The sequence below is a fragment of the Ramlibacter sp. GS1-15 genome (genome assembly GCF_057785015.1).
On record NZ_JBYNTU010000001.1, the window covers coordinates 61,842 to 87,835 of the forward strand.

The 25,994-nt window shown below is 67.6% G+C and carries 35 protein-coding genes and 1 tRNA gene; 31 read left to right on the plus strand and 5 right to left on the minus strand.

The genetic code is table 11. The features are described from left to right. The first annotated feature begins 2 nt into the window (after positions 1-2). From AC3EF3_RS00285 to ubiA, 3 genes are read left to right on the plus strand one after another with little or no spacing between them, the layout of a single operon-like run. Positions 3-956, plus strand: coding sequence for a LysR substrate-binding domain-containing protein (locus AC3EF3_RS00285; protein ID WP_488530166.1), 954 nt, complete (start codon positions 3-5; stop codon positions 954-956). Then, positions 956-1,837, plus strand: coding sequence for a Dyp-type peroxidase (locus tag AC3EF3_RS00290; protein ID WP_488530167.1), 882 nt, complete (start codon positions 956-958; stop codon positions 1,835-1,837). The genes AC3EF3_RS00285 and AC3EF3_RS00290 overlap by 1 nt, the downstream gene beginning before the upstream one ends. A 4-nt stretch (positions 1,838-1,841) precedes the next feature. Continuing rightward, on the plus strand, positions 1,842-2,699 hold the full coding sequence (gene ubiA, locus AC3EF3_RS00295) for a 4-hydroxybenzoate octaprenyltransferase (RefSeq protein WP_488530168.1): 858 nt from the start codon (positions 1,842-1,844) through the stop codon (positions 2,697-2,699). On the opposite strand, the gene proC is transcribed toward ubiA, so the two are convergent. After that, entirely contained in the window at positions 2,700-3,524 is an 825-nt protein-coding gene (gene proC / locus AC3EF3_RS00300; RefSeq protein WP_488530169.1) for a pyrroline-5-carboxylate reductase, read from the minus strand. It lies immediately after the preceding gene. A gap of 39 nt (positions 3,525-3,563) precedes the next feature. On the opposite strand from proC, the gene AC3EF3_RS00305 reads away from it, so the two are divergent. The 24 genes from AC3EF3_RS00305 (at position 3,564) to AC3EF3_RS00420 (ending at position 16,885) form a co-directional block, all read left to right on the plus strand. Next, a complete protein-coding gene (locus AC3EF3_RS00305; RefSeq protein ID WP_488530170.1) occupies positions 3,564-5,132 on the plus strand; it encodes a glycerol-3-phosphate dehydrogenase/oxidase in 1,569 nt (522 codons plus the stop codon). Between the two features lie 152 nt (positions 5,133-5,284). Continuing rightward, positions 5,285-5,653 (plus strand): 50S ribosomal protein L14, encoded by a 369-nt coding sequence (gene rplN / locus AC3EF3_RS00310; RefSeq protein ID WP_187075638.1) that lies wholly within the window; start codon positions 5,285-5,287, stop codon positions 5,651-5,653. 15 nt (positions 5,654-5,668) lie between these two features. Beyond that, positions 5,669-5,989, plus strand: a complete 321-nt coding sequence (gene rplX, locus AC3EF3_RS00315; protein ID WP_488530171.1) for a 50S ribosomal protein L24 — start codon at positions 5,669-5,671, stop codon at positions 5,987-5,989. A 3-nt stretch (positions 5,990-5,992) separates the two neighbouring features. Further along, on the plus strand, positions 5,993-6,532 hold the full coding sequence (gene rplE, locus AC3EF3_RS00320; protein WP_488530172.1) for a 50S ribosomal protein L5: 540 nt from the start codon (positions 5,993-5,995) through the stop codon (positions 6,530-6,532). 9 nt (positions 6,533-6,541) lie between these two features. Further along, positions 6,542-6,847 carry a 30S ribosomal protein S14 gene (gene rpsN, locus AC3EF3_RS00325; protein WP_488530173.1) on the plus strand — a complete coding sequence of 102 codons (306 nt, stop codon included), beginning with the start codon at positions 6,542-6,544 and terminating at the stop codon, positions 6,845-6,847. Positions 6,848-6,865: 18 nt separating this feature from the next. Continuing rightward, on the plus strand, positions 6,866-7,261 hold the full coding sequence (gene rpsH / locus AC3EF3_RS00330; protein WP_488530174.1) for a 30S ribosomal protein S8: 396 nt from the start codon (positions 6,866-6,868) through the stop codon (positions 7,259-7,261). Positions 7,262-7,275: 14 nt separating this feature from the next. After that, complete coding sequence (rplF, locus tag AC3EF3_RS00335; RefSeq protein WP_488530175.1) at positions 7,276-7,809, plus strand: 50S ribosomal protein L6; 534 nt, start codon at positions 7,276-7,278, stop codon at positions 7,807-7,809. 11 nt (positions 7,810-7,820) lie between these two features. Continuing rightward, on the plus strand, positions 7,821-8,186 hold the full coding sequence (gene rplR / locus AC3EF3_RS00340) for a 50S ribosomal protein L18 (protein ID WP_488530176.1): 366 nt from the start codon (positions 7,821-7,823) through the stop codon (positions 8,184-8,186). Positions 8,187-8,198: 12 nt separating this feature from the next. After that, positions 8,199-8,720 (plus strand): 30S ribosomal protein S5, encoded by a 522-nt coding sequence (gene rpsE / locus AC3EF3_RS00345; RefSeq protein ID WP_488530177.1) that lies wholly within the window; start codon positions 8,199-8,201, stop codon positions 8,718-8,720. A 14-nt stretch (positions 8,721-8,734) separates the two neighbouring features. Beyond that, positions 8,735-8,923, plus strand: a complete 189-nt coding sequence (gene rpmD / locus AC3EF3_RS00350; RefSeq protein ID WP_488530178.1) for a 50S ribosomal protein L30 — start codon at positions 8,735-8,737, stop codon at positions 8,921-8,923. A gap of 2 nt (positions 8,924-8,925) precedes the next feature. Then, positions 8,926-9,357, plus strand: a complete 432-nt coding sequence (rplO, locus tag AC3EF3_RS00355) for a 50S ribosomal protein L15 (RefSeq protein ID WP_488530179.1) — start codon at positions 8,926-8,928, stop codon at positions 9,355-9,357. Positions 9,358-9,380: 23 nt separating this feature from the next. After that, positions 9,381-10,700, plus strand: coding sequence for a preprotein translocase subunit SecY (gene secY / locus AC3EF3_RS00360; RefSeq protein WP_488530180.1), 1,320 nt, complete (start codon positions 9,381-9,383; stop codon positions 10,698-10,700). Between the two features lie 14 nt (positions 10,701-10,714). Beyond that, a complete protein-coding gene (gene infA / locus AC3EF3_RS00365) occupies positions 10,715-10,933 on the plus strand; it encodes a translation initiation factor IF-1 (RefSeq protein ID WP_332750218.1) in 219 nt (72 codons plus the stop codon). A gap of 26 nt (positions 10,934-10,959) precedes the next feature. Continuing rightward, on the plus strand, positions 10,960-11,073 hold the full coding sequence (gene rpmJ, locus AC3EF3_RS00370) for a 50S ribosomal protein L36 (protein ID WP_011481465.1): 114 nt from the start codon (positions 10,960-10,962) through the stop codon (positions 11,071-11,073). A 25-nt stretch (positions 11,074-11,098) separates the two neighbouring features. Further along, entirely contained in the window at positions 11,099-11,464 is a 366-nt protein-coding gene (gene rpsM, locus AC3EF3_RS00375) for a 30S ribosomal protein S13 (protein WP_488530181.1), read from the plus strand. 21 nt (positions 11,465-11,485) lie between these two features. Continuing rightward, positions 11,486-11,890 (plus strand): 30S ribosomal protein S11, encoded by a 405-nt coding sequence (gene rpsK, locus AC3EF3_RS00380; RefSeq protein ID WP_488530182.1) that lies wholly within the window; start codon positions 11,486-11,488, stop codon positions 11,888-11,890. 97 nt (positions 11,891-11,987) lie between these two features. Further along, on the plus strand, positions 11,988-12,611 hold the full coding sequence (gene rpsD / locus AC3EF3_RS00385; protein WP_488530183.1) for a 30S ribosomal protein S4: 624 nt from the start codon (positions 11,988-11,990) through the stop codon (positions 12,609-12,611). Between the two features lie 133 nt (positions 12,612-12,744). After that, positions 12,745-13,734: a DNA-directed RNA polymerase subunit alpha gene (locus AC3EF3_RS00390; RefSeq protein WP_488530184.1), complete on the plus strand. Its 990-nt coding sequence runs from the start codon at positions 12,745-12,747 to the stop codon at positions 13,732-13,734. A 64-nt stretch (positions 13,735-13,798) separates the two neighbouring features. Then, complete coding sequence (gene rplQ, locus AC3EF3_RS00395) at positions 13,799-14,197, plus strand: 50S ribosomal protein L17 (RefSeq protein ID WP_488530185.1); 399 nt, start codon at positions 13,799-13,801, stop codon at positions 14,195-14,197. 23 nt (positions 14,198-14,220) lie between these two features. Further along, positions 14,221-14,297: transfer RNA gene (locus AC3EF3_RS00400), tRNA-Met, on the plus strand. Between the two features lie 288 nt (positions 14,298-14,585). Further along, complete coding sequence (locus AC3EF3_RS00405; protein ID WP_488530186.1) at positions 14,586-15,050, plus strand: hypothetical protein; 465 nt, start codon at positions 14,586-14,588, stop codon at positions 15,048-15,050. After that, positions 15,047-15,382, plus strand: coding sequence for a hypothetical protein (locus AC3EF3_RS00410; protein ID WP_488530187.1), 336 nt, complete (start codon positions 15,047-15,049; stop codon positions 15,380-15,382). The genes AC3EF3_RS00405 and AC3EF3_RS00410 overlap by 4 nt, the downstream gene beginning before the upstream one ends. A 25-nt stretch (positions 15,383-15,407) precedes the next feature. Beyond that, complete coding sequence (locus AC3EF3_RS00415) at positions 15,408-15,908, plus strand: Mut7-C RNAse domain-containing protein (protein WP_488530188.1); 501 nt, start codon at positions 15,408-15,410, stop codon at positions 15,906-15,908. A gap of 65 nt (positions 15,909-15,973) precedes the next feature. Next, positions 15,974-16,885 carry a c-type cytochrome gene (locus AC3EF3_RS00420; RefSeq protein WP_488530189.1) on the plus strand — a complete coding sequence of 304 codons (912 nt, stop codon included), beginning with the start codon at positions 15,974-15,976 and terminating at the stop codon, positions 16,883-16,885. Positions 16,886-16,913: 28 nt separating this feature from the next. Here AC3EF3_RS00420 and AC3EF3_RS00425 read toward each other — a convergent pair whose 3' ends face one another. Beyond that, complete coding sequence (locus AC3EF3_RS00425) at positions 16,914-17,447, minus strand: DUF2946 family protein (protein ID WP_488530190.1); 534 nt, start codon at positions 17,445-17,447, stop codon at positions 16,914-16,916. 360 nt (positions 17,448-17,807) lie between these two features. On the opposite strand from AC3EF3_RS00425, the gene AC3EF3_RS00430 reads away from it, so the two are divergent. From AC3EF3_RS00430 to AC3EF3_RS00445, 4 genes are all read left to right on the plus strand, one after another. Continuing rightward, positions 17,808-19,079, plus strand: a complete 1,272-nt coding sequence (locus tag AC3EF3_RS00430) for an ammonium transporter (RefSeq protein ID WP_488533706.1) — start codon at positions 17,808-17,810, stop codon at positions 19,077-19,079. A gap of 15 nt (positions 19,080-19,094) precedes the next feature. Next, entirely contained in the window at positions 19,095-19,403 is a 309-nt protein-coding gene (locus tag AC3EF3_RS00435) for a hypothetical protein (protein WP_488530191.1), read from the plus strand. A gap of 79 nt (positions 19,404-19,482) precedes the next feature. Then, on the plus strand, positions 19,483-20,505 hold the full coding sequence (locus tag AC3EF3_RS00440; RefSeq protein WP_488530192.1) for a hypothetical protein: 1,023 nt from the start codon (positions 19,483-19,485) through the stop codon (positions 20,503-20,505). A gap of 2 nt (positions 20,506-20,507) precedes the next feature. Next, the gene (locus AC3EF3_RS00445; protein WP_488530193.1) at positions 20,508-21,248 is read left to right on the plus strand and encodes a hypothetical protein; all 741 of its coding nucleotides are present in this window, start codon (positions 20,508-20,510) and stop codon (positions 21,246-21,248) included. On the opposite strand, the gene AC3EF3_RS00450 is transcribed toward AC3EF3_RS00445, so the two are convergent. Genes AC3EF3_RS00450 through AC3EF3_RS00460 form a run of 3 tightly spaced genes read right to left on the minus strand, consistent with a single transcriptional unit; the run spans position 21,245 to position 25,838 of the window. Beyond that, positions 21,245-22,873, minus strand: coding sequence for a GMC family oxidoreductase (locus AC3EF3_RS00450; protein ID WP_488530194.1), 1,629 nt, complete (start codon positions 22,871-22,873; stop codon positions 21,245-21,247). The two genes, AC3EF3_RS00445 and AC3EF3_RS00450, sit on opposite strands and share 4 nt — an antisense overlap. After that, complete coding sequence (locus AC3EF3_RS00455; protein WP_488530195.1) at positions 22,870-24,300, minus strand: M20/M25/M40 family metallo-hydrolase; 1,431 nt, start codon at positions 24,298-24,300, stop codon at positions 22,870-22,872. The genes AC3EF3_RS00450 and AC3EF3_RS00455 overlap by 4 nt, the downstream gene beginning before the upstream one ends. Beyond that, positions 24,297-25,838 carry a CoA-acylating methylmalonate-semialdehyde dehydrogenase gene (locus AC3EF3_RS00460; RefSeq protein WP_488530196.1) on the minus strand — a complete coding sequence of 514 codons (1,542 nt, stop codon included), beginning with the start codon at positions 25,836-25,838 and terminating at the stop codon, positions 24,297-24,299. The genes AC3EF3_RS00455 and AC3EF3_RS00460 overlap by 4 nt, the downstream gene beginning before the upstream one ends. Positions 25,839-25,994 lie beyond the last annotated feature (156 nt).

Here is a 25,994-nt window from a genome sequence, read left to right on the forward strand (position 1 = left end):
TCATGACGCTGACCGAGCTCAAATACATCGTCGCCGTTGCGCGCGAAAAGCACTTCGGCAAGGCCGCCGAAGCCTGCTACGTCTCGCAGCCGACGTTGTCGGTGGCGATCAAGAAGCTGGAGGAAGAGCTCGAGGTCAAGCTGTTCGAGCGCAGCGCCAACGAGGTGACGGTCACGCCGCTGGGCGAAGAGATCGTGCGCCAGGCGCAAAGCGTGCTCGAGCAGGCCGCCAGCATCAAGGAGATCGCCAAGCGCGGCAAGGACCCGCTCGCCGGGCCGCTGCGCCTGGGCGTGATCTACACCATCGGGCCTTATCTCTTGCCCGACCTCGTTCGGCAAGCCATCGCGCGCACGCCGCAGATGCCGCTGATGCTGCAGGAGAACTTCACCGTCAAGCTGCTGGAGATGCTGCGTACCGGCGAGATCGACTGCGCCGTGATGGCCGAGCCGTTTCCCGACACGGGCCTGGCGATCGCGCAGCTGTACGACGAGCCCTTCATGGCCGCGGTGCCGAGCAACCACCGGCTGGCCGCCCGGCCCACGGTCACGTCCGAAGAGCTCAAGGCGGAAACGATGCTGCTGCTGGGTACGGGGCATTGCTTCCGCGACCATGTCCTGGAGGTGTGTCCCGAATTTGCGCGCTTCTCCAGCGATGCCGAAGGCATCCGCAAGAGCTTCGAAGGCTCGTCGCTCGAAACGATCAAGCACATGGTGGCGGCCGGCATGGGCGTGACTTTGGTGCCGCGCCTGTCGGTGCCCAAGGATGCGCTCGACGCCAAGCCCAAGCGGCGCAAGGACGACCAGGCGTTCGTGAAGTACATCCCGTTCGACGGCGATCCACCCAGCCGCCGCGTCGTGCTCGCGTGGCGGCGCAGCTTCACGCGCTACGAGGCGATCGCCGCGTTGCGCAACGCCATCTACGCCTGCGAACTGCCCGGCGTGAAGAGACTGTCCTGATGTACCAGCCCGGCATCCTCGACCCCGTTCCCGCCGTCGCGCGCTACGTCAATTTCGTCATCTCCGAACAAGGTGCCGACGCCGAAGGCATTCGCCAGGCGCTCACCCGGCTGTCGCCGCTGGCCAACGGCAGCGACGTGGTCCTGGGCGTCGGCCCCTCGCTCGTGCATGCGCTCGGCGCACAGGTGCCGGGCCTGCACGAATTCCCGGATTTTTCCGGCCATGGCGCGAAAGTGCCCGCCACGCCCGGCACGCTGTGGTGCTGGATCCGCGGCGACGACCTGGGCGACCTGCTGCACCTGACGCGCAAGGTGCAGAAAGCGCTGGCGCCGGCTTTCGTCGTGCGTCACGTGGTCGATGCGTTCCGTCACGCGTGGACCGGCACGCACGGCAAGGACATCACGGGTTTCGAGGACGGCACCGAGAATCCCGAGGGCGAGGCGGCGGTAAAGGCCGCGATCGCCGCAGACGGCTCGAGCTTCGTGGCCGTGCAGCAGTGGCTGCATGACCTCGATGCGTTCGAGCAGCTCACCGACGAATTGGCCAATCACTCGATCGGCCGTGATCGCCTGACGAACGAGGAGCTCGAGGATTCGCCCGAGGAGGCGCACGTGAAGCGCACGGCCCAGGAAAGTTTCGATCCCGAAGCCTTCGTGCTGCGCCGCTCGATGCCGTGGATGATGAGCATGCAGGCCGGCCTGATGTTCGTCGCGTTCGGCAAGTCGTTCTACGCGTTCGAGGCGCAGATGCGCCGCATGGCCGGGTTCGATGACGGCATCATCGACGCGCTGTTCAAGATCTCCAGGCCCGTGAACGGCTCGTATTACTGGTGCCCGCCAATGCGCGAGGGCAAGCTGGACCTGCGCCAGCTCGGTCTGTGAAGCGATGCGCGAGCGGCTGCGCCTGTACCTCGACCTGATCCGCTGGAATCGTCCGGCGGGCTGGCTGCTGCTGCTGTGGCCCACGCTGTCGGCATTGTGGGTGGCCGCACACGGCTTTCCGGGCTGGCATTTGCTCGCGGTGTTCACGCTCGGCACGGTCCTCATGCGCAGCGCCGGCTGCTGCGTGAACGACGTGGCCGATCGCGATTTCGACCGGCATGTGAAGCGAACGGCCCAGCGTCCGGTGACCAGCGGCGCGTTGCCCGTGAAGGAGGCTTTGATGGTTGGCGCCGTACTGGCGCTCGCCGCCTTCGCGCTGGTGCTCACGACCAATGCAGCGGCGATCGCCTGGTCCTTCGTCGCGCTGGCGATCTCGCTCGCCTACCCGTACGCCAAGCGCTTCGTCTCGATGCCGCAGGCCGTGCTAGGCGTCGCCTTCAGCTTCGGCATCCCCATGGCGTTCGCGGCCGTGCAGTCGCGCATCCCGTTGACCGGCTGGGTGCTCTTGCTCGGCAACCTGTTCTGGGTGCTGGCCTACGACACCGAATACGCGATGGTCGACCGCGACGACGACCTGAAGATCGGCATGAAGACCTCGGCCATCACGCTCGGCCGCGCCGACGTGCCGGTGATCATGGCCTGCTACGCCGCCTACCTGGTGATCTGGGGCGTGGTGCTGGCGGGGCGCATCCCGGCCGCCGTGCTCGCGATCGCGCTCGCCGCCGCCGCCGCGCAGGCCGCGTGGCACTACACCCTGATCCGCGACCGAACGCGCGAAGGCTGCTTCAAGGCCTTCCGCCTGAACCACTGGCTGGGCTTCACGCTGTTCGCGGGCGTGGCGCTCGGCTATGCGCTCGCCTGATCAGCGGCCGAACTCGTCGCCCAGTTCCTTCGCGCGTTCGCGGGCCGCGTGCAGCGCCTTCACGAACAGCGCCTTCACCCGGTCCTGCTCCATCGAGGTGATCGCGGCGTAGGTCGTGCCGCCCTTGGAGGTCACGCGCTGGCGCAGCACCTCGGGCGGGTCCTGCGAGGCGCGCGCGAGTTCGGAGGCGCCGACGAAGGTTCCGACGGCGAGCTGGTAGGCCTGTTCGCGCGCGAGGCCCATCTCGATGCCGGCCTGCGTCATGGCTTCGAGAAAGAAGAAGACATAAGCCGGCCCCGAGCCCGAAATCGCGGTGACGGCATCGAGGTCCGCTTCGGCACCGACCCAGAGGAAGTCGCCGGTGGTGGCGATGACCCGTTCCACCCAGCGCTTGTCGGCGTCGGACACGCCGGCGCGTGCGAACAGGGCCGTCATGCCCTTGCCCACCAGCGCCGGCGTGTTGGGCATGGAGCGCACGACGCGTTGCGTACCCAGCCAGCCCGCGATGCTGTCGGAGCGGATGCCGGCGGCCACGCTCAGGTGCAGGGCGTCGCGCGTGAACGGCGAGGCCTGCGCGGCCGCCTCACGGAATGTCTGCGGCTTGACCGCCCAGAGCACCAGGCCCGCGCGCTCGAGCGCTTCGCCGGCCGTCTCGCGCGCCTCGATGCCGAATTGCGCCCGCAGCTTGTCGCGCGCATCCGCGAACGGCTCGACCACTTCGATGTTGCCCGCGGGCAGCCCCTGGCGCACCAGGCCGCCGATGATGGCGCTCGCCATGTTGCCGCCGCCGATGAAGGCAACGACTTCGCTATTGCTGGAACCCATGACGCGAGTCTAGCCCCGGCTCAAGCAGAATTGGGTGCAATGGACCGACAGCATTTGCTCAAGCAACTCGCCACGCCGCGGACCTGGGACATCGCGATCATCGGCGGCGGCGCGACGGGGCTGGGAGTCGCGCTCGACGCGGCTGCGCGCGGCTACACCGTCCTGCTGGTCGAATCGCACGACTTCGCCAAGGGCACCTCCTCGCGCGCGACCAAGCTGGTCCACGGCGGGGTCCGTTACCTCGCCCAAGGCAACATCGGCCTGGTGCGCGAAGCGCTGCACGAGCGCACCACGCTGCTGGCCAACGCGCCTCACCTGGCGCAGCCGCTGCCTTTCGTGGTCCCGGCGTACAGCTATTTCGAAACCGCGTTCTATGGCGCAGGCCTCAAGGCCTACGACGTCCTGGCCGGCCGCGCCGGCCTGGGCGCCACCGAAATCCTGGGCCGCACGGAGGTGCTCCGCTTCCTGCCGACGGCACGCGCGCAAGGGCTCAAGGGCGGCATCAAGTACTGGGACGGCCAGTTCGACGACGCGCGACTCGCGCTGGCGCTGGCGCGCACCGCCGCGAGTAAAGGCGCCGTGCTGGTCAATTACTGCGCGGCCACCGCCTTGCGGCATCGCGACGGCCGGGTGAGCGGGCTGCAGTGCCGGGACCAGGAGACCGGGGCAACGTACGAGATCGAGGCCCGCTGCGTGGTCAATGCCGCCGGCGTGTGGGTCGATCACTTCCGCCAGCAGGACGGCGAAGCCATCCACCACCCCGTCCAGCCCATGGTCGCGCCCAGCCAGGGCGTGCATCTCGTGGTCGATCGCGAGTTCCTGCCCGGCCGGCACGCGCTGATGGTGCCCAGGACCGCCGATGGGCGCGTCCTGTTCGGGGTGCCCTGGCTCGGCAAGGTGATCCTCGGGACAACGGATACCCCGCGCCAGGACCTGCCGCGCGAGCCCCGGCCGTTTCGCGAAGAGGTCGAATTCATCTTGAGGGAGGCGGGGCGCTACCTGGCGCGCGCGCCGCGGCGCGAGGACGTCCGCAGCTGCTGGGTCGGCCTGCGCCCGCTGGTCAAGCCGCAGCGCGATGACGGCGAGGACACCAAGGCCCTCAGCCGCGAACACACGGTGCTCGTGAGTCGCGCGGGCCTCGTTACCGTGACCGGCGGCAAGTGGACCACCTATCGCGCGATGGCCGAAGACGTCCTGGCCCGCTGCATGCAACATGATCTGATCAAGCGGACTCCCGCGGGCGTGACCGCACACCTGAAGCTCGTGGGCTCCCCCGATCCGGGCGCCCAAGTGCTGCCCGTCAGCGAACCCCAGGGCCTGCATTCGTACGGCAGCGAGGCGGGCGAAGTGCTCGCCATGCGCGGCGCGCGTCACGAGATAGCTCCCGGCCTCACGGAAGGGATGGTGCGCTTCGCCGCCCGCCGCGAGTTCGCGCGCACGGTGGAAGACGTGCTGGCGCGGCGGTCGCGGCTGCTGTTCCTGGACGCCAGGTTGGCCGCCGCCGCCGCCCAGGTGGTGGGCGCGATCCTTCATGAGGAGACGGGGATCGAGGCCCAGGTCGCCGCGTTCGAGGACCTCGCCCGCGAGTACCTTCAGCTGCCGTCCTAGCGGGCGTTTGACAGCCCTTCCACGTTCTGCAATAATTGTGGGCTCTGCGCTCCTGTCACACACGGCAGGGCGCTTTCTGCCCCCACACGGGCCCAAGACTGACCTGACCTGCCTGCAAGGGCGTTTCGGGTGCAAGTTGGGAAAAATTTGAAATGATCCAGACTGAATCTCGGCTCGAAGTCGCCGACAACACGGGTGCGAAGTCCGTTCTTTGCATCAAGGTGCTCGGCGGTTCCAAGCGTCGCTACGCGAGCGTGGGCGACATCATCAAGGTCAGCATCAAGGAAGCTGCGCCGCGCGGCCGCGTCAAGAAGGGCGAGGTCTACAGCGCCGTGGTGGTCCGCACCGCCAAGGGCATCCGTCGCGGCGACGGCTCCCTCATCAAGTTCGACGGCAACGCCGCCGTGCTGCTCAACAACAAGCTGGAGCCCATCGGCACCCGCATCTTCGGACCGGTCACGCGCGAGCTGCGTACCGAGAAGTTCATGAAGATCGTGTCGCTGGCGCCCGAAGTTCTCTAAAGCGAGGAACGCGTCATGAACAAGATCCGCAAGGGCGACGAGGTCATCGTGATCGCGGGCCGCGACAAGGGCAAGCGCGGCAAGGTGGTCCTGCGCAAGGACGACGATCACCTGGTGGTCGAAGGCATCAACCAGGTCAAGAAGCACACCAAGCCGAACCCCATGAAGGGCACCACCGGCGGCATCGTGGACAAGGCCATGCCCATCCACCAGTCGAACGTGGCGATCTTCAACCCGGCGACCGGCAAGGCCGACCGTGTGGGCATCAAGCTGCAGCAGGACGGCACGCGCACTCGCGTGTTCAAGTCCAGCGGCGACGAAATCAAGGCGGCGTAAACCATGGCACGACTGCAACAACACTACCTCGAGAAGGTCGCTCCCGAGCTCACCAAGAAGTTCGGCTACAAGTCGCCGATGCAGGTGCCGCGCATCACCAAGATCACGCTGAACATGGGCGTGAGCGAGGCGGTGGCGGACAAGAAGGTGATGGAGAACGCCGTCGGCGACCTGACCAAGATCGCCGGCCAGAAGCCCGTGGTGACCAAGGCCAAGAAGGCCATCGCCGGCTTCAAGATCCGCGAAGGCCAGGCCATCGGCACGATGGTGACGCTGCGCGGCGCCCGCATGTGGGAATTCCTGGACCGTTTTGTGACGATCGCGCTGCCGCGCGTGCGCGACTTCCGCGGCATCTCCGCCCGCGCGTTCGACGGCCGTGGCAACTACAACATCGGCGTCAAGGAACAGATCATTTTCCCGGAGATCGAGTACGACAAGGTCGACGCCCTGCGCGGCCTGAACATCTCGATCACCACCACGGCCAAGACCGACGAGGAAGCCAAGGCGCTGCTCGCGGGCTTCCGTTTCCCGTTCAAGCAATAAGGGTGCATCGTGGCTAAGACAGCTCTGATCCAGCGCGAACTCAAGCGCGACAAACTGGTTGCGAAGTTCGCCAAGAAACACGACGAACTCAAGGCGATCGCCAACGATGCCAAGCGAAGCGACGAGGAGCGCGCCGCCGCGCGCCTGGCGCTGCAGAAGCTCCCGCGCAATGCCAACCCGACCCGCCAGCGCAACCGCTGCGGCATCACGGGCCGCCCGCGCGGCACGTTCCGCCAGTTCGGTCTGGCCCGCAACAAGATCCGCGAGATGGCCTTCACCGGCGACATCCCCGGGATCATCAAGGCCAGCTGGTAACCGGCAGGAGAGACAGACATGAGCATGAGTGATCCCATTGCCGATCTGCTGACCCGCATCCGCAACGCGCAGATGGTGGCGAAGGCGACGGTGAGCGTGCCGGCCTCCAACATCAAGGTCGCGATCGCCCAGGTCCTGAAGGACGAGGGCTACATCGACGGCTTCCAGGTCAAGAAGGACGGCAACAAGAGCGAGCTCGAGATCGCGCTGAAGTACTACGCCGGGCGTCCGGTGATCGAGCGCATCGAGCGCGTGAGCCGCCCCGGCCTGCGCATCTACAAGGGTCGCAACGACATTCCCCAGGTGCAGAACGGCCTGGGCGTCGCGATCGTCACCACCCCCCGCGGCGTGATGACCGACCGCAAGGCGCGCGCGAGCGGCGTCGGCGGCGAAGTCCTCTGCTACGTCGCCTAAGGAGGGAAGAGAAAATGTCCCGAGTCGGAAAAATGCCGATCGCCGTCCCGCAGGGCGTGGACGTGCAGATCAAGGAAGACCAGATCAGCGTGAAGGGCGCGGGCGGCCAGTTGTCGCTCGCCCAGAACACGCTCGTCAAGGTGTCGAGCAAGGACGGCAAGCTGTCGTTCGAGCCGGCCAACGAGTCGCGTGAAGCCAACGCGATGAGCGGCACGATGCGCCAGCTGGTGAACAACATGGTGCTGGGCGTGACCAAGGGCTTCGAGAAGAAGCTGAACCTGGTCGGCGTCGGCTACAAGGCCCAGGCGCAAGGCGCCAAGCTGAACCTCACCGTGGGCTTCTCGCACCCGGTCAACATCGACATGCCGCAGGGCATCACGGTGGCGACCCCCGCCCCGACCGAGATCGTGATCAAGGGCGCCGACCGCCAGCGCGTCGGCCAGATCGCCGCGGAAATCCGCGCCGTCCGCCCGCCCGAGCCCTACAAGGGCAAGGGCATCCGCTATGCGGACGAGAAGATCACGCTCAAGGAAACGAAGAAGAAATAAGGAGCATGACGATGTTGAACAAGAAAGAGCAGCGTCAGCGCCGGGCCCGTCAAACGCGCATCCGCATTGCCACGCAAGGCACGGCGCGCCTGACGGTGAACCGCACGAACCTCCACATCTATGCGCAGGTGATCTCCGGCGACGGCACGAAGGTGCTGGCTGCGGCATCCACCGCGCAGGCCGACCTGCGCAAGTCGCTGGGTGCGCCCGGCAAGGGCGGCAACAAGGCGGCGGCCGAACAGGTCGGCAAGCTGATCGCCGAGCGTGCCAAGGCCGCCGGCGTCGAGAAGGTCGCGTTCGACCGCGCGGGTTTCGCCTACCACGGCCGCGTGAAGGCGCTGGCCGATGCCGCGCGCGCCGCGGGCCTCCAGTTCTAAAGGATTCGCAACATGGCACGAGTTCAAGCCAAGACGCAGGGTGACGGTCCGGAAGACGGCCTGAAGGAAAAGATGATCGCGGTCAACCGCGTGACCAAGGTGGTGAAGGGCGGCCGTATCCTCGGCTTCGCCGCGCTCACCGTGGTCGGCGACAACGACGGCCGCGTCGGCATGGGCAAGGGCAAGTCCAAGGAAGTGCCCGCTGCCGTGCAGAAGGCGATGGAAGAAGCCCGCCGCAACATGACCAAGGTGTCGCTCAAGAACGGCTCGCTGCACCACACGGTGTACGGCCAGCACGGCGCGGCCCGCGTCATGATGTCGCCCGCCCCCAAGGGCACCGGCATCATCGCCGGCGGCCCGATGCGCGCGGTGTTCGAAGTCATGGGCATCACCGACGTCGTCGCGAAGAGCCACGGCTCGACCAACCCCTACAACATGGTCCGTGCCACGTTCGACGCGCTGCGCAAGTCCACGACCCCTTCGGAAGTGGCGGCCAAGCGCGGCAAGTCGGTCGAAGAGATCTTCGCCGCCTGACCGGAGCATTTGACATGGCGAACCAACAAGCAAAGACGGTGAAGGTCCAGCTGGTGCGCAGCCCGATCGGCTGCAAGGCGGACCACCGCGCCACCGTGCGCGGCCTCGGCCTGCGCAAGCTCAATTCGGTGAGCGAGCTGCAGGACACCCCCGCCGTGCGCGGGATGATCAACAAGATCGATTACCTGGTGAGGGTGCTCTGATCATGCAACTCAACGACATCCAACCCGCAGCGGGTGCCAAGCACGCCAAGCGCCGCGTCGGCCGCGGCATCGGTTCGGGCCTGGGCAAGACGGCGGGCCGCGGCCACAAGGGCCAGAAGTCCCGCGCCGGCGGCTTCCACAAGGTCGGCTTCGAAGGCGGCCAGATGCCGCTGCAGCGCCGCCTGCCCAAGCGCGGCTTCAAGTCGCAATCGGCCAAGTTCAATGGCGAGGTTTCGCTGGCGGCGCTCGAGCGCCTGGGCGCGGCGGAGGTCGACCTCCTCACGCTGAAGCAAGCGGGCCTCGTGGGCGAGCTCGTGCGCAACGTGAAGGTGATCAAGTCGGGCGAGCTGAAGAAGGCCGTGAAGCTGACCGGCATCGCCGCGACCGCTGGGGCCAAGGCCGCGATCGAAGCGGCGGGCGGCAGCCTCGCTTAAAGAAGACGTGACGAAGGACCCTCGTGGCAACTAGCGCTGCACAAATCGCGAAGACCGGCAAGTACGGCGACCTGCGTCGCCGGCTGGTCTTCCTGCTGCTCGCGCTGATTGTCTACCGCATCGGCGCGCACATTCCCGTGCCCGGCATCAACCCCGACCAGCTCGCGCAGCTGTTCAAGGGGCAGCAGGGCGGGATCCTGTCGCTGTTCAACATGTTCTCGGGCGGGGCGCTGTCGCGCTTCACCGTGTTCGCCCTCGGGATCATGCCGTACATCTCGGCATCGATCATCATGCAGCTGCTCACGTACGTCATCCCGACGTTCGAGCAGCTGAAGAAAGAAGGCGAGGCGGGCCGCCGCAAGATCACCCAGTACACGCGCTACGGCACGCTGGGCCTGGCCCTGTTCCAGTCGATGGGCATCGCGCTCGCGCTGGAAGGCTCCGCCGGCCTGGTGATCAACCCGGGCTTCGGCTTCCGCATCACGGCCATGGTCAGCCTGACGGCCGGCACGATGTTCCTGATGTGGCTGGGCGAACAGATCACCGAGCGCGGCCTGGGCAACGGGATCTCGATCCTGATCTTCGCGGGCATCGCGGCGGGGCTGCCCAACGCGATCGGCGGTTTGCTGGAGCTGGTGCGCACCGGCGCGATGAACGTGATCGTGGCGATCTTCATCGTCGCGGTGGTCGGCTTCGTGACCTGGTTCGTCGTGTTCATCGAGCGCGGCCAGCGCAAGATCCTCGTGAACTACGCGCGCCGGCAAGTGGGCAACAAGGTGTATGGCGGCCAGTCGTCGCACCTGCCGCTGAAGCTGAACATGGCCGGCGTGATCCCGCCGATCTTCGCGTCGTCGATCATCCTGCTGCCCACAACGGTGGTGAGCTGGTTCGCGACGGGCGACAGCCTGCGCTGGCTGAAGGACATCGCTTCTTCGCTGACGCCGGGCCAGCCGATCTACGTGATCCTGTACGCCAGCGCGATCGTGTTCTTCTGCTTCTTCTATACGGCGCTCGTGTTCAACAGCCGCGAGACCGCCGACAACCTGAAGAAGAGCGGTGCGTTCATCCCGGGCATCCGTCCGGGCGAGCAGACCGCGCGCTACATCGACAAGATCCTGGTCCGCCTGACGCTGGCCGGCGCCGTGTACATCACGTTCGTCTGCCTGCTGCCGGAGTTCCTGATCCTGAAGTACAACGTGCCGTTCTATTTCGGCGGAACCTCGCTGCTGATCATCGTCGTGGTGACGATGGACTTCATGGCCCAGGTGCAGAACTACCTGATGAGCCAGCAATACGAGTCACTGCTGAAGAAAGCGAATTTCAAGACTTCCCTGGGTGGTTGATGCCTGTTTGAACCATGTCGAAAGACGACGTCATTCAGATGCAGGGCGAAGTGGTGGAGAACCTGCCCAACGCCACATTCAGGGTGAAGTTGGACAACGGGCACCTGGTGCTCGGACATATTTCGGGAAAGATGCGGATGCACTACATCCGCATCCTCCCAGGTGACAAGGTCACCGTGGAGTTGACGCCCTACGACTTGTCGCGGGCACGTATTGTTTTCCGCGCCAAGTAGGCGAGAGAGAGTTAGGAGAAACGAACATGAGAGTTTCGGCTTCCGTCAAGAAGATCTGCCGCAACTGCAAGATCATCCGCCGCAAGGGCGTCGTCCGCGTGATCTGCACGGATCCGCGCCACAAGCAGCGCCAGGGCTGATTGCAAGAGATTTAGAGGAAAAGACATGGCACGTATCGCCGGCATCAACATCCCGCCGCACCAGCACGCCGAAATCGGCCTGACGGCGATCTTCGGCATTGGCCGCTCGCGCGCCCGCGAGATCTGCGAGGCCACCGGCATTCCGTATTCGAAGAAGGTCAAGGACCTCACGGACGCCGAGCTCGAGAAGATCCGCGACCAGATCGGCCGTTTCACGATCGAGGGCGACCTGCGCCGCGAGACGACGATGAACATCAAGCGCCTGATGGACATCGGCTGCTACCGCGGCTTCCGCCACCGCCGCGGCCTGCCGATGCGCGGCCAGCGCACGCGTACCAACGCGCGCACGCGCAAGGGTCCGCGCAAGGCTGCCGCCGCGCTCAAGAAATAAACCGGGAAAGAGTGAAAAGACATGGCTAAGGCTCCCGTCAACAACGCCGCGCAGCGTGTGCGCAAGAAGGTCCGCAAGAACGTGTCTGATGGCGTCTGCCACGTGCACGCGTCCTTCAACAACACGATCATCACGATCACCGACCGCCAGGGCAACGCGCTCTCCTGGGCCTCCTCGGGCGGCCAGGGCTTCAAGGGCTCGCGCAAGTCCACGCCGTTCGCCGCGCAGGTCGCGTCGGAGCAGGCCGGCCGCGCCGCCATGGAGCAGGGCATCAAGAACCTCGACGTCGAGATCAAGGGCCCCGGCCCGGGTCGCGAGTCGTCGGTGCGTGCGCTCGCCGCGCTGGGCATCCGCATCACGTCGATCTCCGACGTGACGCCGGTCCCGCACAACGGCTGCCGCCCGCAAAAGCGCCGTCGCATCTAACGACAAGTTTTCAACCAAGCCCACCGCCGCCGTCGTGCATGCGCGAGGCGGCTCCCCCGGCGACTGGCCGGGGCAGTAGACAGAGAAGGAAAGACAAGTGGCACGTTACCTCGGCCCCAAGGCCAAGCTCTCCCGCCGTGAAGGCACCGACCTGTTCCTGAAGAGCGCGCGCCGCTCGATCAGCGACAAGGCGAAGTTCGACTCCAAGCCCGGCCAGCACGGCCGCACCTCCGGCCAGCGCACGTCCGACTTCGGCCTGCAGCTGCGCGAGAAGCAGAAGGTCAAGCGCATGTACGGCGTGCTGGAGCGCCAGTTCCGCCGCTACTTCGAGGAAGCCTCCCGCCGCAAGGGCAACTCGGGCGCGAACCTGCTGTTCCTGCTCGAGACGCGCCTGGACAATGTCGTGTACCGCATGGGCTTCGGCTCCACGCGCGCGGAAGCCCGCCAGCTGGTGTCGCACAAGGCGATCACGGTGAACGGCGCGACCGTCAACATCCCCTCATATCAGGTCAAGGCCGGCGACGTGATCGCCGTGCGCGACAAGTCCAAGAAGCAGAACCGCGTCGTCGAAGCGCTGCAGCTGGCGCAGCAAGTCGGCATCCCGGGCTGGGTCGAGGTCAATGCCGACAAGGCCGAAGGCACGTTCAAGAAGGTGCCGGACCGCGACGAATTCGGCGCCGACATCAACGAGTCGCTGATCGTCGAACTTTATTCGCGCTAAGCGCGAGCCCTTGAGGTCGCGTCGTGCGGCCTCAAGTTGTGATTTTTCGTTCCCTGCCGCGGGGCACCGCGCGCCGGGCGCTTCACCAGCCTTACCGGTGTAACGAGCCGGGGGTATTGAGAGGAAGTCCTGCATGCAAACCAACCTGCTGAAACCCAAAGCCATCAACGTGGAACAACTCGGTGTGAACCGGGCGAAGGTCACGCTCGAGCCGTTCGAGCGCGGCTACGGGCACACGCTGGGCAACGCCCTGCGCCGTGTCCTGCTCTCGTCGATGGTGGGTTACGCAGCCACCGAGGTGACGATCGCCGGCGTGCTGCACGAGTACTCGTCGATCGACGGCGTCCAGGAAGACGTCGTGTCCATCCTGCTGAACCTCAAAGGCGTGGTGTTCAAGCTCCACAACCGCGATGAAGTGACGCTGTCGCTGCGCAAGGATGGCGAGGGCGTCGTCACGGCCGCCGACATCCAGACGCCGCACGACGTCGAGATCATCAACCCCGACCATGTCATCGCCCACCTGTCGCAAGGCGGCAAGATCGACATGCAGATCAAGGTCGAGAAGGGCCGCGGCTACGTGCCCGGCACGATGCGCCGCTACGCCGACGAGCCGACCAAGTCGATCGGCCGGATCGTGCTGGACGCGTCGTTCTCGCCGGTCAAGCGCGTGAGCTACACGGTCGAAAGCGCCCGCGTCGAACAGCGCACCGACCTGGACAAGCTCGTCGTCGAGATCGAGACCAATGGCGCGATCACCGCCGAAGACGCCGTGCGCGCTTCCGCCAAGATCCTCGTGGAGCAGCTCGCGGTGTTCGCGCAGCTCGAGGGCAGCGAACTGGCCGCCTTCGACCAGCCGGTGCAGCGCACGTCGCAGCAATTCGACCCGATCCTGCTGCGCCCGGTCGACGAGCTCGAGCTCACGGTGCGTTCGGCCAACTGCCTGAAGGCCGAGAACATCTATTACATCGGCGACCTGATCCAGCGCACGGAAAACGAGCTGCTCAAGACGCCGAACCTGGGCCGCAAGTCGCTCAACGAAATCAAGGAAGTCCTGGCCTCGCGTGGCCTCACTCTGGGCATGAAGCTCGAGAGCTGGCCGCCCGCCGGCCTGGACAAGCGTTAATCAACCGATGGTGAACTCGCAGTACCTGATACGGCTGCGTTTGAGATAAGGAAAGGAACACACCATGCGCCACGGACACGGTCTCCGTAAACTGAACCGCACCAGCGAGCACCGCCTCGCGATGCTGCGCAACATGATGAACTCGCTCATCGAGCACGAGGTGATCAAGACCACCGTGCCGAAGGCGAAGGAACTGCGCCGCGTCGTCGAGCCGATGCTCACGCTCGGCAAGGAGCCGACGGTCGCCAACAAGCGCCTCGCGTTCGATCGCCTGCGCAACCGCGACAACGTCACCAAGCTGTTCAACGAGCTCGGCCCGCGCTACAAGGCGCGTCCGGGCGGCTACACGCGCATCCTGAAGATGGGCTTCCGTGTCGGCGACAACGCGCCGATGGCGCTCGTCGAACTGGTCGATCGTCCCGAGCCGCAGGAGGGCGCGGCCGGCGAGCAGGAAGCCTCCTGATCATTTATAATCTTCCCTTCTGACGCGCGGTGGAGCAGTCTGGTAGCTCGTTGGGCTCATAACCCAAAGGTCGCAAGTTCAAATCTTGCCCGCGCAACCAATCAAGAGCAGTTTTCGCTCGCAACAAACGCCCACTTTGCAGTGGGCGTTTTTGTTTGGCGCGCTCTCCAGCGGCACGGAGCCCGCAAGCGATGGAAACCGATGAAGTGACGCTATCGCGTCCTACATCCGGAGCCGGCGTCTATCGACACCATTTTCCTTCTCTCATCCAAGGAGAAAGAGATGAAGCCGCTCCCGCGCAACTTCACCGTGGGCCTCGTGGCTGTCGCACTCGCCGGCGGCTTCGGCATCGCCTGGACTGATGCGAGCTTCGCCAAAGGAGGCGGCGGTGGCGGAGGAGGTGGCGGCGCAGGCGGTGGCGGTGGCGGTGGCGGTGGCGGCGCGGGCGGTGGCGGTGCAGGCGGCGGTGGCGCAGGCGGCGGCGGTGCAGGCGGCGGCGCAGGTGGCGGCGCAGGTGGCGGCGCAGGTGGCGGCGCAGGTGGCGGCGCAGGTGGCGGCGGTGCAGGTGGCGGCGGCGCCGGTGCAGGTGGCGCATCCGCTGGCGGTGGTGCAGGCGCAAGCGCTGGTGCGGGCGGCTCCGGGGGGCCTGGCGGTTCCGCGGCGGCATCGGGTGGTGGCACCGGCACGGCAGGCGCTGCCACTGGCGCAGCAGCTTCGAGTGGGGGCACCAGCGCAGGCACTGCGGGCGCGACGGGCGGCGGTTCGGCAACAGCGGGCTCCGCCGGGGCGGCCCCCGCTTCGGGCGGCACTGCCAACGCAGGCGGCACGGTCGAAGCGCTTCGCCCGCGAATGATCTTCGACTACGACTTCACGAGTGTTGCGGCCGGCATGCCGGTGTCGGGCCCGCTGAGCCAGTGGTATGGCCTGACGGCAAGCGAGAGCGCCGCAGCGCCTGCCACCATGCCGGCGCGAGTGGCCGCGTACCCCGTCCCGCGGACGCCCGGCATCCCGGCGGTCGTCGCGGGGACAGCAGGCACGGCGCCCGCCACGCAGGTCTTGGGCGCACCCGCCGCATCAGCGGCGCCTGCGCAGTTCAGCTATTCGGGCGCCCTCGCGCAGCCGGTGCGCGAACCGTCGGTGTGGACCATGCCCCTGAGGCCGCTTGCCGGCCCGAGCGCACGCTGAACCTGAAGCGGCACGCGGTCCGAGCGTGAACGCAACCGCGCCCGTCCACCGCTTCGCTGTGGATGCGATGCTCGCTCGCCTGGCGCGATGGCTGCGCGTGCTCGGGTTCGACACGCTGTACGACCCGACGGTGCATGACCGCGAGCTTGTGCGCATTGCCAACGACGATGTGCGCACGCTGCTCACACGCGACCGCCACCTCCTGCGCGAACTGCGGCCGCTGCACGCGATCGAGATAGGACACGACGCGCCGCTCGAGCAGCTGCGCCAGGTGATCACGACCTTGTCGCTCGCGCCGCCCACCGAGCTGTTCACCCGCTGCATGGTGTGCAACACGATCCTCACGCGGCCACTGCCGAAACCCGAAGCCGACGCGCTCGTTCCCGAAGGCGTGCGCGGCATTCCCGGCCCGGTTCGGCAATGCCCCACGTGCGGGCGCGTTTACTGGCACGGCTCGCACACGCGGCGCATGCGCGCGGCGATCGAGCGGACGCTGCCCGGCTGGCTGCCGCCGACCGCCGACTGAGGCGGCGCAAGAGCGACCGATATAATCAAAGGTTGTTCTAGAAAAAGCCCGCCCACGAGGACGCCATGACCGATCACGCGCACGACGAAGAACATGCCCCGGAGGGCCACTCCGGACCGATCAAGACACCCAAGCAGTTGCTGGTCACAGTGATCTTCGCCTTCGTGCTGCCGGTCTTCGTCATCATCGGCCTGGTCGCTTTCGTGGTCTCCGAGAACAAGCCGTCGGGCAGCACGCAGGCGGAGCGGCAGGCGCTGGGCGGGCTCACGGCGCAGGATGTGGACCGCGCGACCGCCGAACGTATCCGCAAGGTGGGCACGGTGGAAATCCGCGACGCCAACCGGCCGCTCAAGTCCGGCGAGGACGTCTTCAAGGCGCAGTGCACGACCTGCCACTCCACCGGCGCGGCGGGTGCGCCCAAGTTCGGTGATGCCGCCGCCTGGGCCCCGCGCATCAAGCAAGGGTTCGATGCGCTGGTGCAATCGGCGCTGCACGGCAAGGGCGCGATGCCCGCGCAGGGCGGCGGTGATTTCGATGACGTGGAAGTCGCGCGCGGCGTGGCCTACATGGCGAACGCGGCCGGCGCGAAGTTCCCGGTCCCGCAACGCGCCGCGGGCGCACAGGCGGCGGCGAGCGCCGCGCCCGCTGCGGCGCCCACGACGGCAGCCGCCACCCCTGCGGCCGCAACCCCCGTCGCCGCTGCCGCACCGGCCGCGCAGCCAGCCACCGCTGCGGCCGGCAACGCCGGCGAAGCCCTCTTCAACCAGACCTGCGTTGCGTGCCACGGCGCGGGCGTGGCCGGTGCCCCGAAGTTCGGCGACAAGGCCGCCTGGGCGCCGCGCATCAAGCAGGGCCTCGATACGCTCGTGCAGAACGCGATCAAGGGCAAGGGCGCGATGCCGCCGAAGGGTGGCTCGAGCGCCAGCGATGCGGACGTGCGCGCCGCTGTGCAGTACATGGTGAACGCGGCGAAATAAGCCTCCCCGCTCCAAAAAAAGCCGGCCGTCAGGCCGGCTTTTTTCTTGTGGCGTCCGGGCTGCGCACGAAGCCGAAGCGACGAGGCAGTTCGGCGGCGGCGATTTCCTCGACCCGCCATTCGCCGGATTCGATCGCATCCGCGGCGGCTTCCACATCCTGCGTGTGCACGAGGCCGAAACCGATATCGGCCTCCAGGTACACGCGACCGAGCTCGTCGACCACCGCACCCTCCACGCACGCGCGGCGGCCGGTGTGCGATCTCACGCTGCGGTCGCTGCCGATGCGCCAGATATAAGGCGTCGCCTCCAGCTCCACGTACACCCGCTGCGGGCCGTTCTGGAAGAACCAGCGGCCCTCGTCGTCGCGCTCGTAGTTGCGGTGGATGAAGTCGATGAGCTTCTCATGCCTGAGCAGCGAGCCCTTCGCCTGCGGGAAGGGGCCCGCGGCCTGCGTGCGGTCGTCGCGCATGTACCAGTTGCCGCGCGCATCGAGCCCCAGCCAGGCCCAGCAGTGGGGCACGTTGGGCCACTTGGCGATGGCCTGGCGAACGATGTCGTCCATCGCGCGATTATGGGACGCCGCCAATAAAAAGGCGCCGCATCGCGGCGCCTTGTGGAGGGGCATCTCACGGGATGCCTTTGCATGATTGTGGGTGTTCTGTGCTTGTCTCCTCGGTCCCTCGACCAGGCGGGCGACGGGCGCCCGCGTGCGAGTCCCGCCACTCTACAGGCGTGCACCCGGCCAGTGCATCGGGATTTTCCCGCCCTGTGCTGCGGCGCGAGCGTCCGAAAGTGGTGCAAACGTACGCATGCTTACATTGTGGCATGGTTGATGCACAGGCACCTTCGTTGGGATCAACGACAAGGAACACCAGTGCAGCTCCTCCCCCGAATCGCCCTCGCGATCGCGCTCGTCGCCGCGATGCTCCTGTCTCCTGCACACGCGCAAGGGCTCGCCAAGCCCGGCTTCATGCCGCCGGAGTCGCTGAATGGCGCGGACACCGCATGGATGCTCACCTCCACCGCCCTTGTGCTGCTGATGACCCTGCCCGGCATCGCGTTCTTCTATGCGGGGATGGTGCGCAAGAAGAGCGTGATCAACACGATGGCGAGCGTCGTGGCGATCGCTTCGCTGGTGAGCGTCCTGTGGTTCGCCGTCGCCTACTCGTGGGCCTTCACGCCGGGCGCGCCCTGGATCGGCGGCAATTCGCGCCTGTGGTTCCAGGGGCTGGAGTACGTCAAGGACGGCAAGGTGATGGTGAGCCACGTCGCGCCCAACGTGCCCGAATCGGTGTACGCGATGTTCCAGCTCACCTTCGCGATCATCACGGCGGCGCTGGTCGTCGGCTCGTTCGTCGAGCGCATGAAGTTCTCGGCGATGCTGTGGTTCATCGGCCTGTGGTCGCTGTTCGTGTACGCGCCGGTCGCGCACTGGGTCTGGGAGCCGGGCGGCTGGCTCGCGCGGATGGGTGCGCTCGATTTCGCGGGCGGCTCGGTGGTGCACATCAACGCCGGCGTGTCGGGCCTCGTGTGCGCGTATTTCCTCGGGCCGCGGCGCGGCTATGGGCGGGAGGCCTTCGAGCCCTTCAACCTGGGGCTCACGATGGCGGGCGCGGGCATGTTGTGGGTGGGCTGGTTCGGCTTCAACGCGGGCTCCGCCGTTGCCGCCGACGGGCGTGCGGGACTGGCGATGGCTGTCACGCACATCGCGGCCGCGGCCGGCGCGCTCGCGTGGATGTTCGCCGAGTGGATCGTGCGCCGCCGTCCTTCGCTGCTCGGCCTGTGCTCCGGCCTGGTCGCGGGCCTGGTGGCGATCACGCCCGCCTCGGGCTTCGTCACCGCGCAGTCGGCACTGCTGATCGGATCCGTCGCGGGCGTCGCCTGCTACTGGGGCGCGACGGCTCTCAAGAAGCTGCTGCGCGCCGACGACTCGCTCGACGTGTTCGGCGTGCACGGGGTCGGTGGCATCGTCGGCTGCCTCATGACCGGCCTGCTCGCGAGCAAGAGCGTCTCGGGCGCGCAAGGCAACCTGATGGTGCAGGCCATCGACGCGCTGGCCGTGCTGGCCTACAGCGGGATCATGACCGCGGTGCTGCTCCTGGTCACGAAGTTCATCGTCGGCCTGCGCGTGGACGACGCGTCCGAGAAGGCGGGCCTGGACGTCTCGCAGCATCGCGAACGCATCATCACCTAGCCCCAGGAGGACAGCATGCTCGCCAGCCAGAAAGTCGCGATCGCCGCCCATCTGCATGTGCTCCTGCGGCGCAAGACCGGCCGCGTCACCGACACCGAATGGATGGCGAGCAACCTCGACTACGCGGCGGAGATCGTGCGCTTCGCGCGTGCGAAGGCGCTCGAGGACGGACATGCCGAACTGGCCGAGTGGGCCGGCAAGCTCGAGGAGGCGGTTCTGGCGCCCGAGTCACCGGCCAAGGCGCCCCTGCTGAAGGCAGCGGCTCAGGCGCTCGGCGAAGCCGCGGACGAGAAGGCGCCACGCTATGTCGGGGGGATACGCTAACGGCAAGCTACGGACAGGGTGCTACCATTTTCCCAGGCTGAACGGCTCGCAGAAGAGTTCAACACCAGGAGGGACACCCATGATCTCCAGCTTCCGGGCGCTCGCGCTCGTCTCCACGTTCGTGCTCGCTTCCTGCGGGGGTGGCGGCGGTGGAGGCGGAGCCACCGGCACAGGCCCTGCACCTTCGGGGCCGCAACCCGTGGCGATCACGGAAACCAACGCCAAGCCGGTCGCTGCCAGCGCACTGGATGCGACCCAGGACACTTCGGCGACGGAAGGCGCCGGCGTTCTGGGCGTGCAGGTCGATGCGGGTGGCTCGCCGCCCGTGAACTTCCGGCTGATCGCCGAATCCGTGCGGTTCGCCGCGAACACTTTTTCCGCGGCGCCCCTGCCCGTGGGCACCACGGTCAGCCAGACGAGCAACTGCTCGCTCGGCGGCACGGTGGCCATCAGCGGCCAGGTGGCCGGCACCAACGGCCTGACCGCGGGCGATTCGCTCAGCATCACCTTCAACAACTGCACCGAGACCGCCGGCACCACGATGAACGGGCAGCTGACGGTCAAGCTCCAGAGCGGCTCGCTCACCGCGCTGCCGTTCCATGTCGTGATCGCCACGACCGCGACGAACCTGACGGTGACCTCCAATGGCACGACCGCGGTCAGCAACGGCTCCTTCACGCTGGACTGGACGGCGAGCAGCGAAACCATCCAGACGATCACCGTCAGCGGCAGCACCATGTCGAGCCGTGAAACGGTCTCCGGCACGACCCACACGACCACGCTGCGCAACTTCAGCCAGACGGTGTCGATCAACGGCACCAGCGTGGGCGCCAGCTTGTCGGCCACCGTCGAGACCGACAGTTCGCGCCTGGGCGGCACGGCCGTGACCTACACGGTCTCGACGCCCACCCCGGTCGTCTGGAACGAGTCGACGGGTACCGTCACGGCCGGCGTCGTCAAGGTGGTCGGCGCGAACAACTCGCAACTGCTCGTGACCGTCAACGCCGATACCAGCGTGACCCTGCAGGTCGATGCGAACGGCGACGGCGTGTTCGAGAAGACGATCACGTCCACGACGGCGGAACTCGCATCCCTGCGCTGACCGTGATCGCGGACGCCGCCGACGCGTGGCAGTGGGAAGCCACGGTTGCGCAGCGCGCCCTGATCGAGCGCGACGCGGGCGGTGCGCGCCTGCTGAGGGAAAGCGGGCCGCTTGCGCGCTTGCGCATCACCGCGCGGCCGGCGTGGGCGCCCGCGGGACGCATCGAGTTCAGCGCCGCGCTGGCCCATGCACGGCTTCACTACGACGGACGCACGCAGGGCGGTGCGCCGCTCGCGACGCATTCGCGACATGACGAGATCGAAGCCGGCGCGCGCTGGCGGCCGCTGCCGGTTTTCGCATGGGGCGAGCCGTCGATCACCTTCGATGGCTTGTTTTTGCGGCGTGCGATCGCCGGCACGGGCGGCGTCAGCGGCCTGACGGAAACCTCGACACTGTGGATGCCGGGCGTCGCGTGGGCCGGCCCGGCATGGCCCATCGATCCGGCCGGTGCGAAGCTCACGCTGCAAGCGCGCTGGCGCACGAGCCTGCGTCATCATGTCCACGTCGATTACGCGGGCCTCTTCGATGCCTCGTCGTTGCCCGGTGGCCGGCGCGACGAAGCCGCGCTCGCGGCGTCCTTGTCCACGCCCGCCGGCTGGTCGCTCGCCCTCGAATGGCGCCGGGCGCGCCAGGCGCGGAGTGGGTCGACCGTCATCTTCCGGCAAGGCAGCCCGGCCGGCACCGTCCTGCAGCCGCATATCGCCATCGACGACGTCGGCCTGACGCTCTCGAAGCAGTTCTAGCGCGCTTCGCGCGCGATCCAGTCGGCCGCCATCTCGGCCATCATCAGCGTCGGCGAGTTGGTGTTGCCGCTGGTGATCGTCGGCATCGCGCCGGCATCGACCACGCGCAGCCGCTCGATGCCGCGCACGCGCATGCGCGAATCGAGCACCGCCATCGGGTCGTCGTCGCGGCCCATCTTCGTCGTGCCCACCGGATGGAAGATGGTGGTCGCGATGTCGCCGGCGAGTGTCGCCAGTTCTTCATCGCTTTGGTACTGCAGGCCCGGTTTCCATTCCTGCGGCTCGTACTTCGCCAGCGCCGGCTGCGCGCAGATGCGGCGCGTCACGCGCAGCGAATCGGCCGCGACCTTGCGGTCCTCGGGCGTGGACAGGTAGTTCGGCGCGATCAGCGGCGCATCCTCGAAGCGGTTGCTGCGGATGCGCACGCTGCCGCGGCTGGTCGGGTTCAGGTTGCACACGCTCGCCGTGAACGCGGGGAAAGGATGCAGCGGCTCGCCGAACGCATCGAGCGACAGCGGCTGCACGTGGTATTCGATGTTGGGCCAGGCGAACTCGGGCGAGCTGCGCGTGAAGGCGCCGAGCTGCGACGGCGCCATGCTCATCGGGCCGCTTCTCGACAGCGCATATTCGAGGCCGATCTTCGCCTTGCCCCACCAGGAGTTCGCGAGCGTGTTGAGCGTGGTCACGCCCTTGACCTTGAACACGGCGCGGATCTGCAGATGGTCCTGCAGGTTCTCGCCGACGCCGGGCAGATTCGCCACCACGGGGATGCCGTGCCTCTCGAGCAGGTCGGCCGGCCCGACGCCCGAGAGCTGCAGGATTTGCGGCGAGCCGATGCTGCCGGCCGCCAGGATCACTTCCTGCCTCGCGTACGCGGTCACGAGCTGCGTGCCGTCCCACACCAGCGCGCCGGTGCAGCGCAGCGATCCGTCATCGCCCTTGTCGATCACCAGCCGCACGACCTGCGCACCGGTCCACATCTCGAAGTTGGGCCGGCCGTAGCAGGTCGGGCGCAGGAAGGCCTTGGCCGTGTTCCAGCGCCAGCCGTTCTTCTGGTTCACCTGGAAGTAGCCGACCCCTTCGTTGTTGCCGCGGTTGAAATCGGTGCTGTGCGGGATGCCGGCCTGCTGCGCCGCCTGCGCGAACGCATCGAGGATGTCCCAGCGCAGGCGCTGCTTCTCCACGCGCCATTCGCCGCCGGCGCCGTGCACCTCGTCGGCCCCCCGGTAGTAGTCCTCGTGCTTCCTGAAGTAGGGCAACACCTGATCCCAGCGCCAGTTCATGTCGCCCGTGAGCTGCGCCCACTGGTCGTAGTCGCGCGACTGGCCGCGCATGTAGATCATGCCGTTGATGCTCGAGCACCCGCCCAGCGCCTTGCCGCGCGGATAGCGCAGGCTGCGGCCGTTCAGGCCCGGGTCGGCCTCGGTCTTGTACAGCCAGTCCGTGCGCGGGTTGCCGATGCAATAGAGGTAGCCGACCGGGATGTGGATCCAGTGGTAGTCGTCCTTGCGGCCGGCCTCGACCAGCAACACGCGTTTGGCCGGGTCGGCCGACAGGCGATTGGCCAGCAGGCACCCGGCCGTGCCCGCCCCGATGATGACGTAGTCGAAATCGGTGTCGCTCATGACGCGGTCTGAAGGCCGAACGGGATGCCGCTCTGCGCCGCCAGCCAGGCGACCACGGCCCACGCGGCCACGTTCTGCGGCAACGTGGCGGGATCGATGCGCGCCATCGTGTCGTTCACCGTGTGGTGGACGTCGAAGTAGCGGCTCGCATCCTGCGCGAGCTCGATGGCCGGGCACTTCAGGATGCCCGCGACCACGCTGGCGTCCGGCGAAGGCGAGGCCTCGCCCTCCCTGGCCCCGATCCCGAGCGGCTGCAGCTGCTGCGCGATGGCCTGGACCGCCTCGCGCGCCTGCGGGCCGGCTTGCGTGCGCACGTGCAGGATGCGGTCGGCGCCCAGGTCGCTCTCGCCGACCAGCTGGTGCGTGACGTCCCTGTACTTCGCCGCATACGCCTTCGCGCCGTCGACCCCGTTCTCCTCGTTGGCGAACAGCACGACACGCACCGTGCGGCGCGGCCGCACGCCCGCCTCGACCAGGGTGCGCGCGGCGGCCATCACGATGCCCACGCCGGCGCCGTCGTCGAGCGCACCGGGCGCGATGTCCCACGAGTCCAGGTGCGCGCCCAGCAGCACGACCTCGTGCGCGAGGTCGGTCCCCGGGATGTCGGCGACCACGTTGTGTGCCGTGGCGGGCACGCGGGAGGTGTCCTGCATCCGGATGCGCAGCCGCACGCCGCGTCCCGCGGCGTGGAAGGCGGCGATGCGCCCGGCATCCGGAATCGACACCGCCAGCGACGGGATCGCCGGCACCTGCGGGTCGTAGCGCATCAGCCCGGTGTGCGCGATGTCGTCGTGGTCGGTGCCGATCGAGCGGATCACGTGCGCGATCGCGCCCCGCCGGGCGGCTTCCACGGCGCCCGCCGTGCGTGCGCGCACCGCGTGGCCGTAGCCGCTCTCGTCGCCGGTGCGCTGCATGCGCTGGTCGATGAACACGATGCGGCCGCGCGCGCGGTCGCTCGTGTCGGCCTTGAGCGCGTCGAAGTCCGGGTAGTAGGCGATCTCGGCCTCGATCGGCCGGCCCTGCGTGCCGACGCTGTTGCCGAGCGCGACGGCCACCAGCGATAGCGCCTCGGGCTCGACCAGTTCGACCGATGTCTCGCCCCGTCGCCACATCTGCATCGGGACGGGTTCGGCCCGCACATTCGCCAGTCCGAGCCGGCCGAACTGCGCGATCGCCCACTGCACCGCGCGGTCGTACGCGGGCGAGCCGGCCGGGCGCGGGCCGACCTGCGTCACCAGTGATTCGACGAGCGCGTAGGCCTGCGTGTCCTTCAGCGCCCGCTCGCGCAGGCGCTGGGCCAGCCGCAGGTCGGCCTCGCTGAAGGGCGGGATCGCCTGGGCGTGGAGCCACCGGTGCGCGCCGAGCAATGGTGCGGCCAGTGCACCCAGCACCAGGCCGCGCCGGGGGAGGCAGGACGCGCCGCTCATTTCGACGTCGGCATGACGAACTCGGCGCCCTTGCCGATGCTCTCGGGCCAGCGCTGCATGATCGACTTCTGCTTGGTGTAGAAGCGCACGCCTTCCTCGCCGTAGGCGTGCATGTCGCCGAACAGGCTCTTCTTCCAGCCGCCGAAGCCGTGCCACGCCATCGGCACCGGGATCGGCACGTTGACGCCCACCATGCCCACCTGCACGCGCCGCGAGAACTCGCGTGCGGTGTTGCCGTCGCGCGTGAACAGCGACACGCCGTTGCCGTACTCGTGCGCGTTGATCAGCCCGACGGCCTCGGCCAGGTCCTTCACGCGCACGCAGCCGAGCACCGGGCCGAAGATCTCTTCCTGGTAGATCTTCATGTCGGGCTTGACGTTGTCGAACAGCGTGCCGCCGATCCAGAAGCCCTTGTCGCAATCCGCACCCGCCTTGGCCGCCTGGAACTTGCGGCCGTCCACCACCAGCTTCGCCCCTTCGCTCTCGCCCTGCGCGATGTAGCCGGTGATGCGCTGGTGCGCGACGTTCGTGACGATCGGGCCCATCTCGGCGTCGAGCTCGTTGCCGTCCTTCACTTTCAGCTCGCGCGTGCGCTCGGCCAGCTTGGCCATGATCCTGTCGGCGGCCTCGCCGACCAGCACGCCCACCGAGATCGCCATGCAGCGCTCGCCGGCGGAGCCGAAGGCCGAGCCGATCAGCGCATCGACGGCCTGGTCCATGTCGGCGTCGGGCATCACGACCATGTGGTTCTTCGCGCCGCCCAGCGCCTGCACGCGCTTGCCGTGCCTCGCGCCGGTCTCGTAGATCTTCTGCGCGATCGCCGTGGAGCCGACGAAGGAGATCGCCTTCACCTCCGGGTGCTCGAGCAGCGCGTCGACCGCGTCCTTGTCGCCCTGCACGACGTTGAACACGCCGTCCGGCAGGCCCGCTTCCTTCAGGAGCTCGGCCATCATGAGCGAGGGCGTCGGGTCGAGCGGACTGGGCTTGAGGATGAAGCAGTTGCCGGCCGCGATCGCGACCGGGTACATCCACATCGGCACCATCACCGGAAAGTTGAAGGGCGTGATGCCGGCGACCACGCCCAGCGGCTGGCGCACCGTCCAGTTGTCGATGCCGGTGGAGACCTGCTCGGTGTAATCGCCCTTGAGCAGCTGCGGGATGCCGCAGGCGAACTCCACGATCTCGATGCCGCGCGTGACCTCGCCCTGCGCGTCGGTGAACACCTTGCCATGTTCGGCGGTGATCGCGCGCGCGAGCTCGTCACGGCGCTTGTTCAAGAGCTCGAGGAACTTGAACATCACGCGCGCGCGGCGGATCGGCGGCACGTCGGCCCAGGCCGGGAAGGCCGCGCGCGCGCTGGCGACCGCAGCATCGACCTCCGAGGCGCTGGCCAGCGAGACGCGACCGCTCACTCGCCCGGTCGCGGGATTGAAAACGTCGCCGGCGCGCCCGCTGCGGCCGGGCACGAGCTGGCCCGAAATCCAGTGGTCGATGGAAGCGACGGAAGCGGCGCTGGCGGTCTTGTCGGGGGCGTTCATGGCGGGTCCTGCATCGAATCGGGGCACCTATGTTAGCCCCGACCGGCCGGTCGGCTCCCGAGCGGCGCGTGGGGTCTCCGGCGACGGCGGCCATGAATCCTTCACGAAACAGTCACACTCCAGCCACCCGAAAGTTCCTGCATCGGATCGGGACGA

Excerpts from the sequence above, each read along its gene's own strand:
- rpsH (WP_488530174.1), top strand. The coding sequence starts at position 6,866 with ATGAGCATGAGTGATCCCATTGCCGATCTGCTGACCCGCATCCGCAAC.
- AC3EF3_RS00305 (WP_488530170.1), top strand. The coding sequence starts at position 3,564 with ATGGACCGACAGCATTTGCTCAAGCAACTCGCCACGCCGCGGACCTGG.
- AC3EF3_RS00390 (WP_488530184.1), top strand. The coding sequence starts at position 12,745 with ATGCAAACCAACCTGCTGAAACCCAAAGCCATCAACGTGGAACAACTC.
- rplX (WP_488530171.1), top strand. The coding sequence starts at position 5,669 with ATGAACAAGATCCGCAAGGGCGACGAGGTCATCGTGATCGCGGGCCGC.
- ubiA (WP_488530168.1), top strand. The coding sequence starts at position 1,842 with ATGCGCGAGCGGCTGCGCCTGTACCTCGACCTGATCCGCTGGAATCGT.
- AC3EF3_RS00455 (WP_488530195.1), bottom strand. The coding sequence starts at position 24,300 with ATGAGCGGCGCGTCCTGCCTCCCCCGGCGCGGCCTGGTGCTGGGTGCA.
- rplQ (WP_488530185.1), top strand. The coding sequence starts at position 13,799 with ATGCGCCACGGACACGGTCTCCGTAAACTGAACCGCACCAGCGAGCAC.
- rplO (WP_488530179.1), top strand. The coding sequence starts at position 8,926 with ATGCAACTCAACGACATCCAACCCGCAGCGGGTGCCAAGCACGCCAAG.
- AC3EF3_RS00290 (WP_488530167.1), top strand. The coding sequence starts at position 956 with ATGTACCAGCCCGGCATCCTCGACCCCGTTCCCGCCGTCGCGCGCTAC.
- AC3EF3_RS00460 (WP_488530196.1), bottom strand. The coding sequence starts at position 25,838 with ATGAACGCCCCCGACAAGACCGCCAGCGCCGCTTCCGTCGCTTCCATC.
- AC3EF3_RS00420 (WP_488530189.1), top strand. The coding sequence starts at position 15,974 with ATGACCGATCACGCGCACGACGAAGAACATGCCCCGGAGGGCCACTCC.
- AC3EF3_RS00410 (WP_488530187.1), top strand. The coding sequence starts at position 15,047 with ATGATCTTCGACTACGACTTCACGAGTGTTGCGGCCGGCATGCCGGTG.
- rplN (WP_187075638.1), top strand. The coding sequence starts at position 5,285 with ATGATCCAGACTGAATCTCGGCTCGAAGTCGCCGACAACACGGGTGCG.
- rpsM (WP_488530181.1), top strand. The coding sequence starts at position 11,099 with ATGGCACGTATCGCCGGCATCAACATCCCGCCGCACCAGCACGCCGAA.
- AC3EF3_RS00450 (WP_488530194.1), bottom strand. The coding sequence starts at position 22,873 with ATGAGCGACACCGATTTCGACTACGTCATCATCGGGGCGGGCACGGCC.
- AC3EF3_RS00435 (WP_488530191.1), top strand. The coding sequence starts at position 19,095 with ATGCTCGCCAGCCAGAAAGTCGCGATCGCCGCCCATCTGCATGTGCTC.
- rpmD (WP_488530178.1), top strand. The coding sequence starts at position 8,735 with ATGGCGAACCAACAAGCAAAGACGGTGAAGGTCCAGCTGGTGCGCAGC.
- rplR (WP_488530176.1), top strand. The coding sequence starts at position 7,821 with ATGTTGAACAAGAAAGAGCAGCGTCAGCGCCGGGCCCGTCAAACGCGC.
- rpsE (WP_488530177.1), top strand. The coding sequence starts at position 8,199 with ATGGCACGAGTTCAAGCCAAGACGCAGGGTGACGGTCCGGAAGACGGC.
- AC3EF3_RS00430 (WP_488533706.1), top strand. The coding sequence starts at position 17,808 with ATGCTCCTGTCTCCTGCACACGCGCAAGGGCTCGCCAAGCCCGGCTTC.
- AC3EF3_RS00285 (WP_488530166.1), top strand. The coding sequence starts at position 3 with ATGACGCTGACCGAGCTCAAATACATCGTCGCCGTTGCGCGCGAAAAG.
- AC3EF3_RS00440 (WP_488530192.1), top strand. The coding sequence starts at position 19,483 with ATGATCTCCAGCTTCCGGGCGCTCGCGCTCGTCTCCACGTTCGTGCTC.
- rplE (WP_488530172.1), top strand. The coding sequence starts at position 5,993 with ATGGCACGACTGCAACAACACTACCTCGAGAAGGTCGCTCCCGAGCTC.
- infA (WP_332750218.1), top strand. The coding sequence starts at position 10,715 with ATGTCGAAAGACGACGTCATTCAGATGCAGGGCGAAGTGGTGGAGAAC.
- AC3EF3_RS00425 (WP_488530190.1), bottom strand. The coding sequence starts at position 17,447 with ATGGACGACATCGTTCGCCAGGCCATCGCCAAGTGGCCCAACGTGCCC.
- rpmJ (WP_011481465.1), top strand. The coding sequence starts at position 10,960 with ATGAGAGTTTCGGCTTCCGTCAAGAAGATCTGCCGCAACTGCAAGATC.
- rpsK (WP_488530182.1), top strand. The coding sequence starts at position 11,486 with ATGGCTAAGGCTCCCGTCAACAACGCCGCGCAGCGTGTGCGCAAGAAG.
- proC (WP_488530169.1), bottom strand. The coding sequence starts at position 3,524 with ATGGGTTCCAGCAATAGCGAAGTCGTTGCCTTCATCGGCGGCGGCAAC.
- rplF (WP_488530175.1), top strand. The coding sequence starts at position 7,276 with ATGTCCCGAGTCGGAAAAATGCCGATCGCCGTCCCGCAGGGCGTGGAC.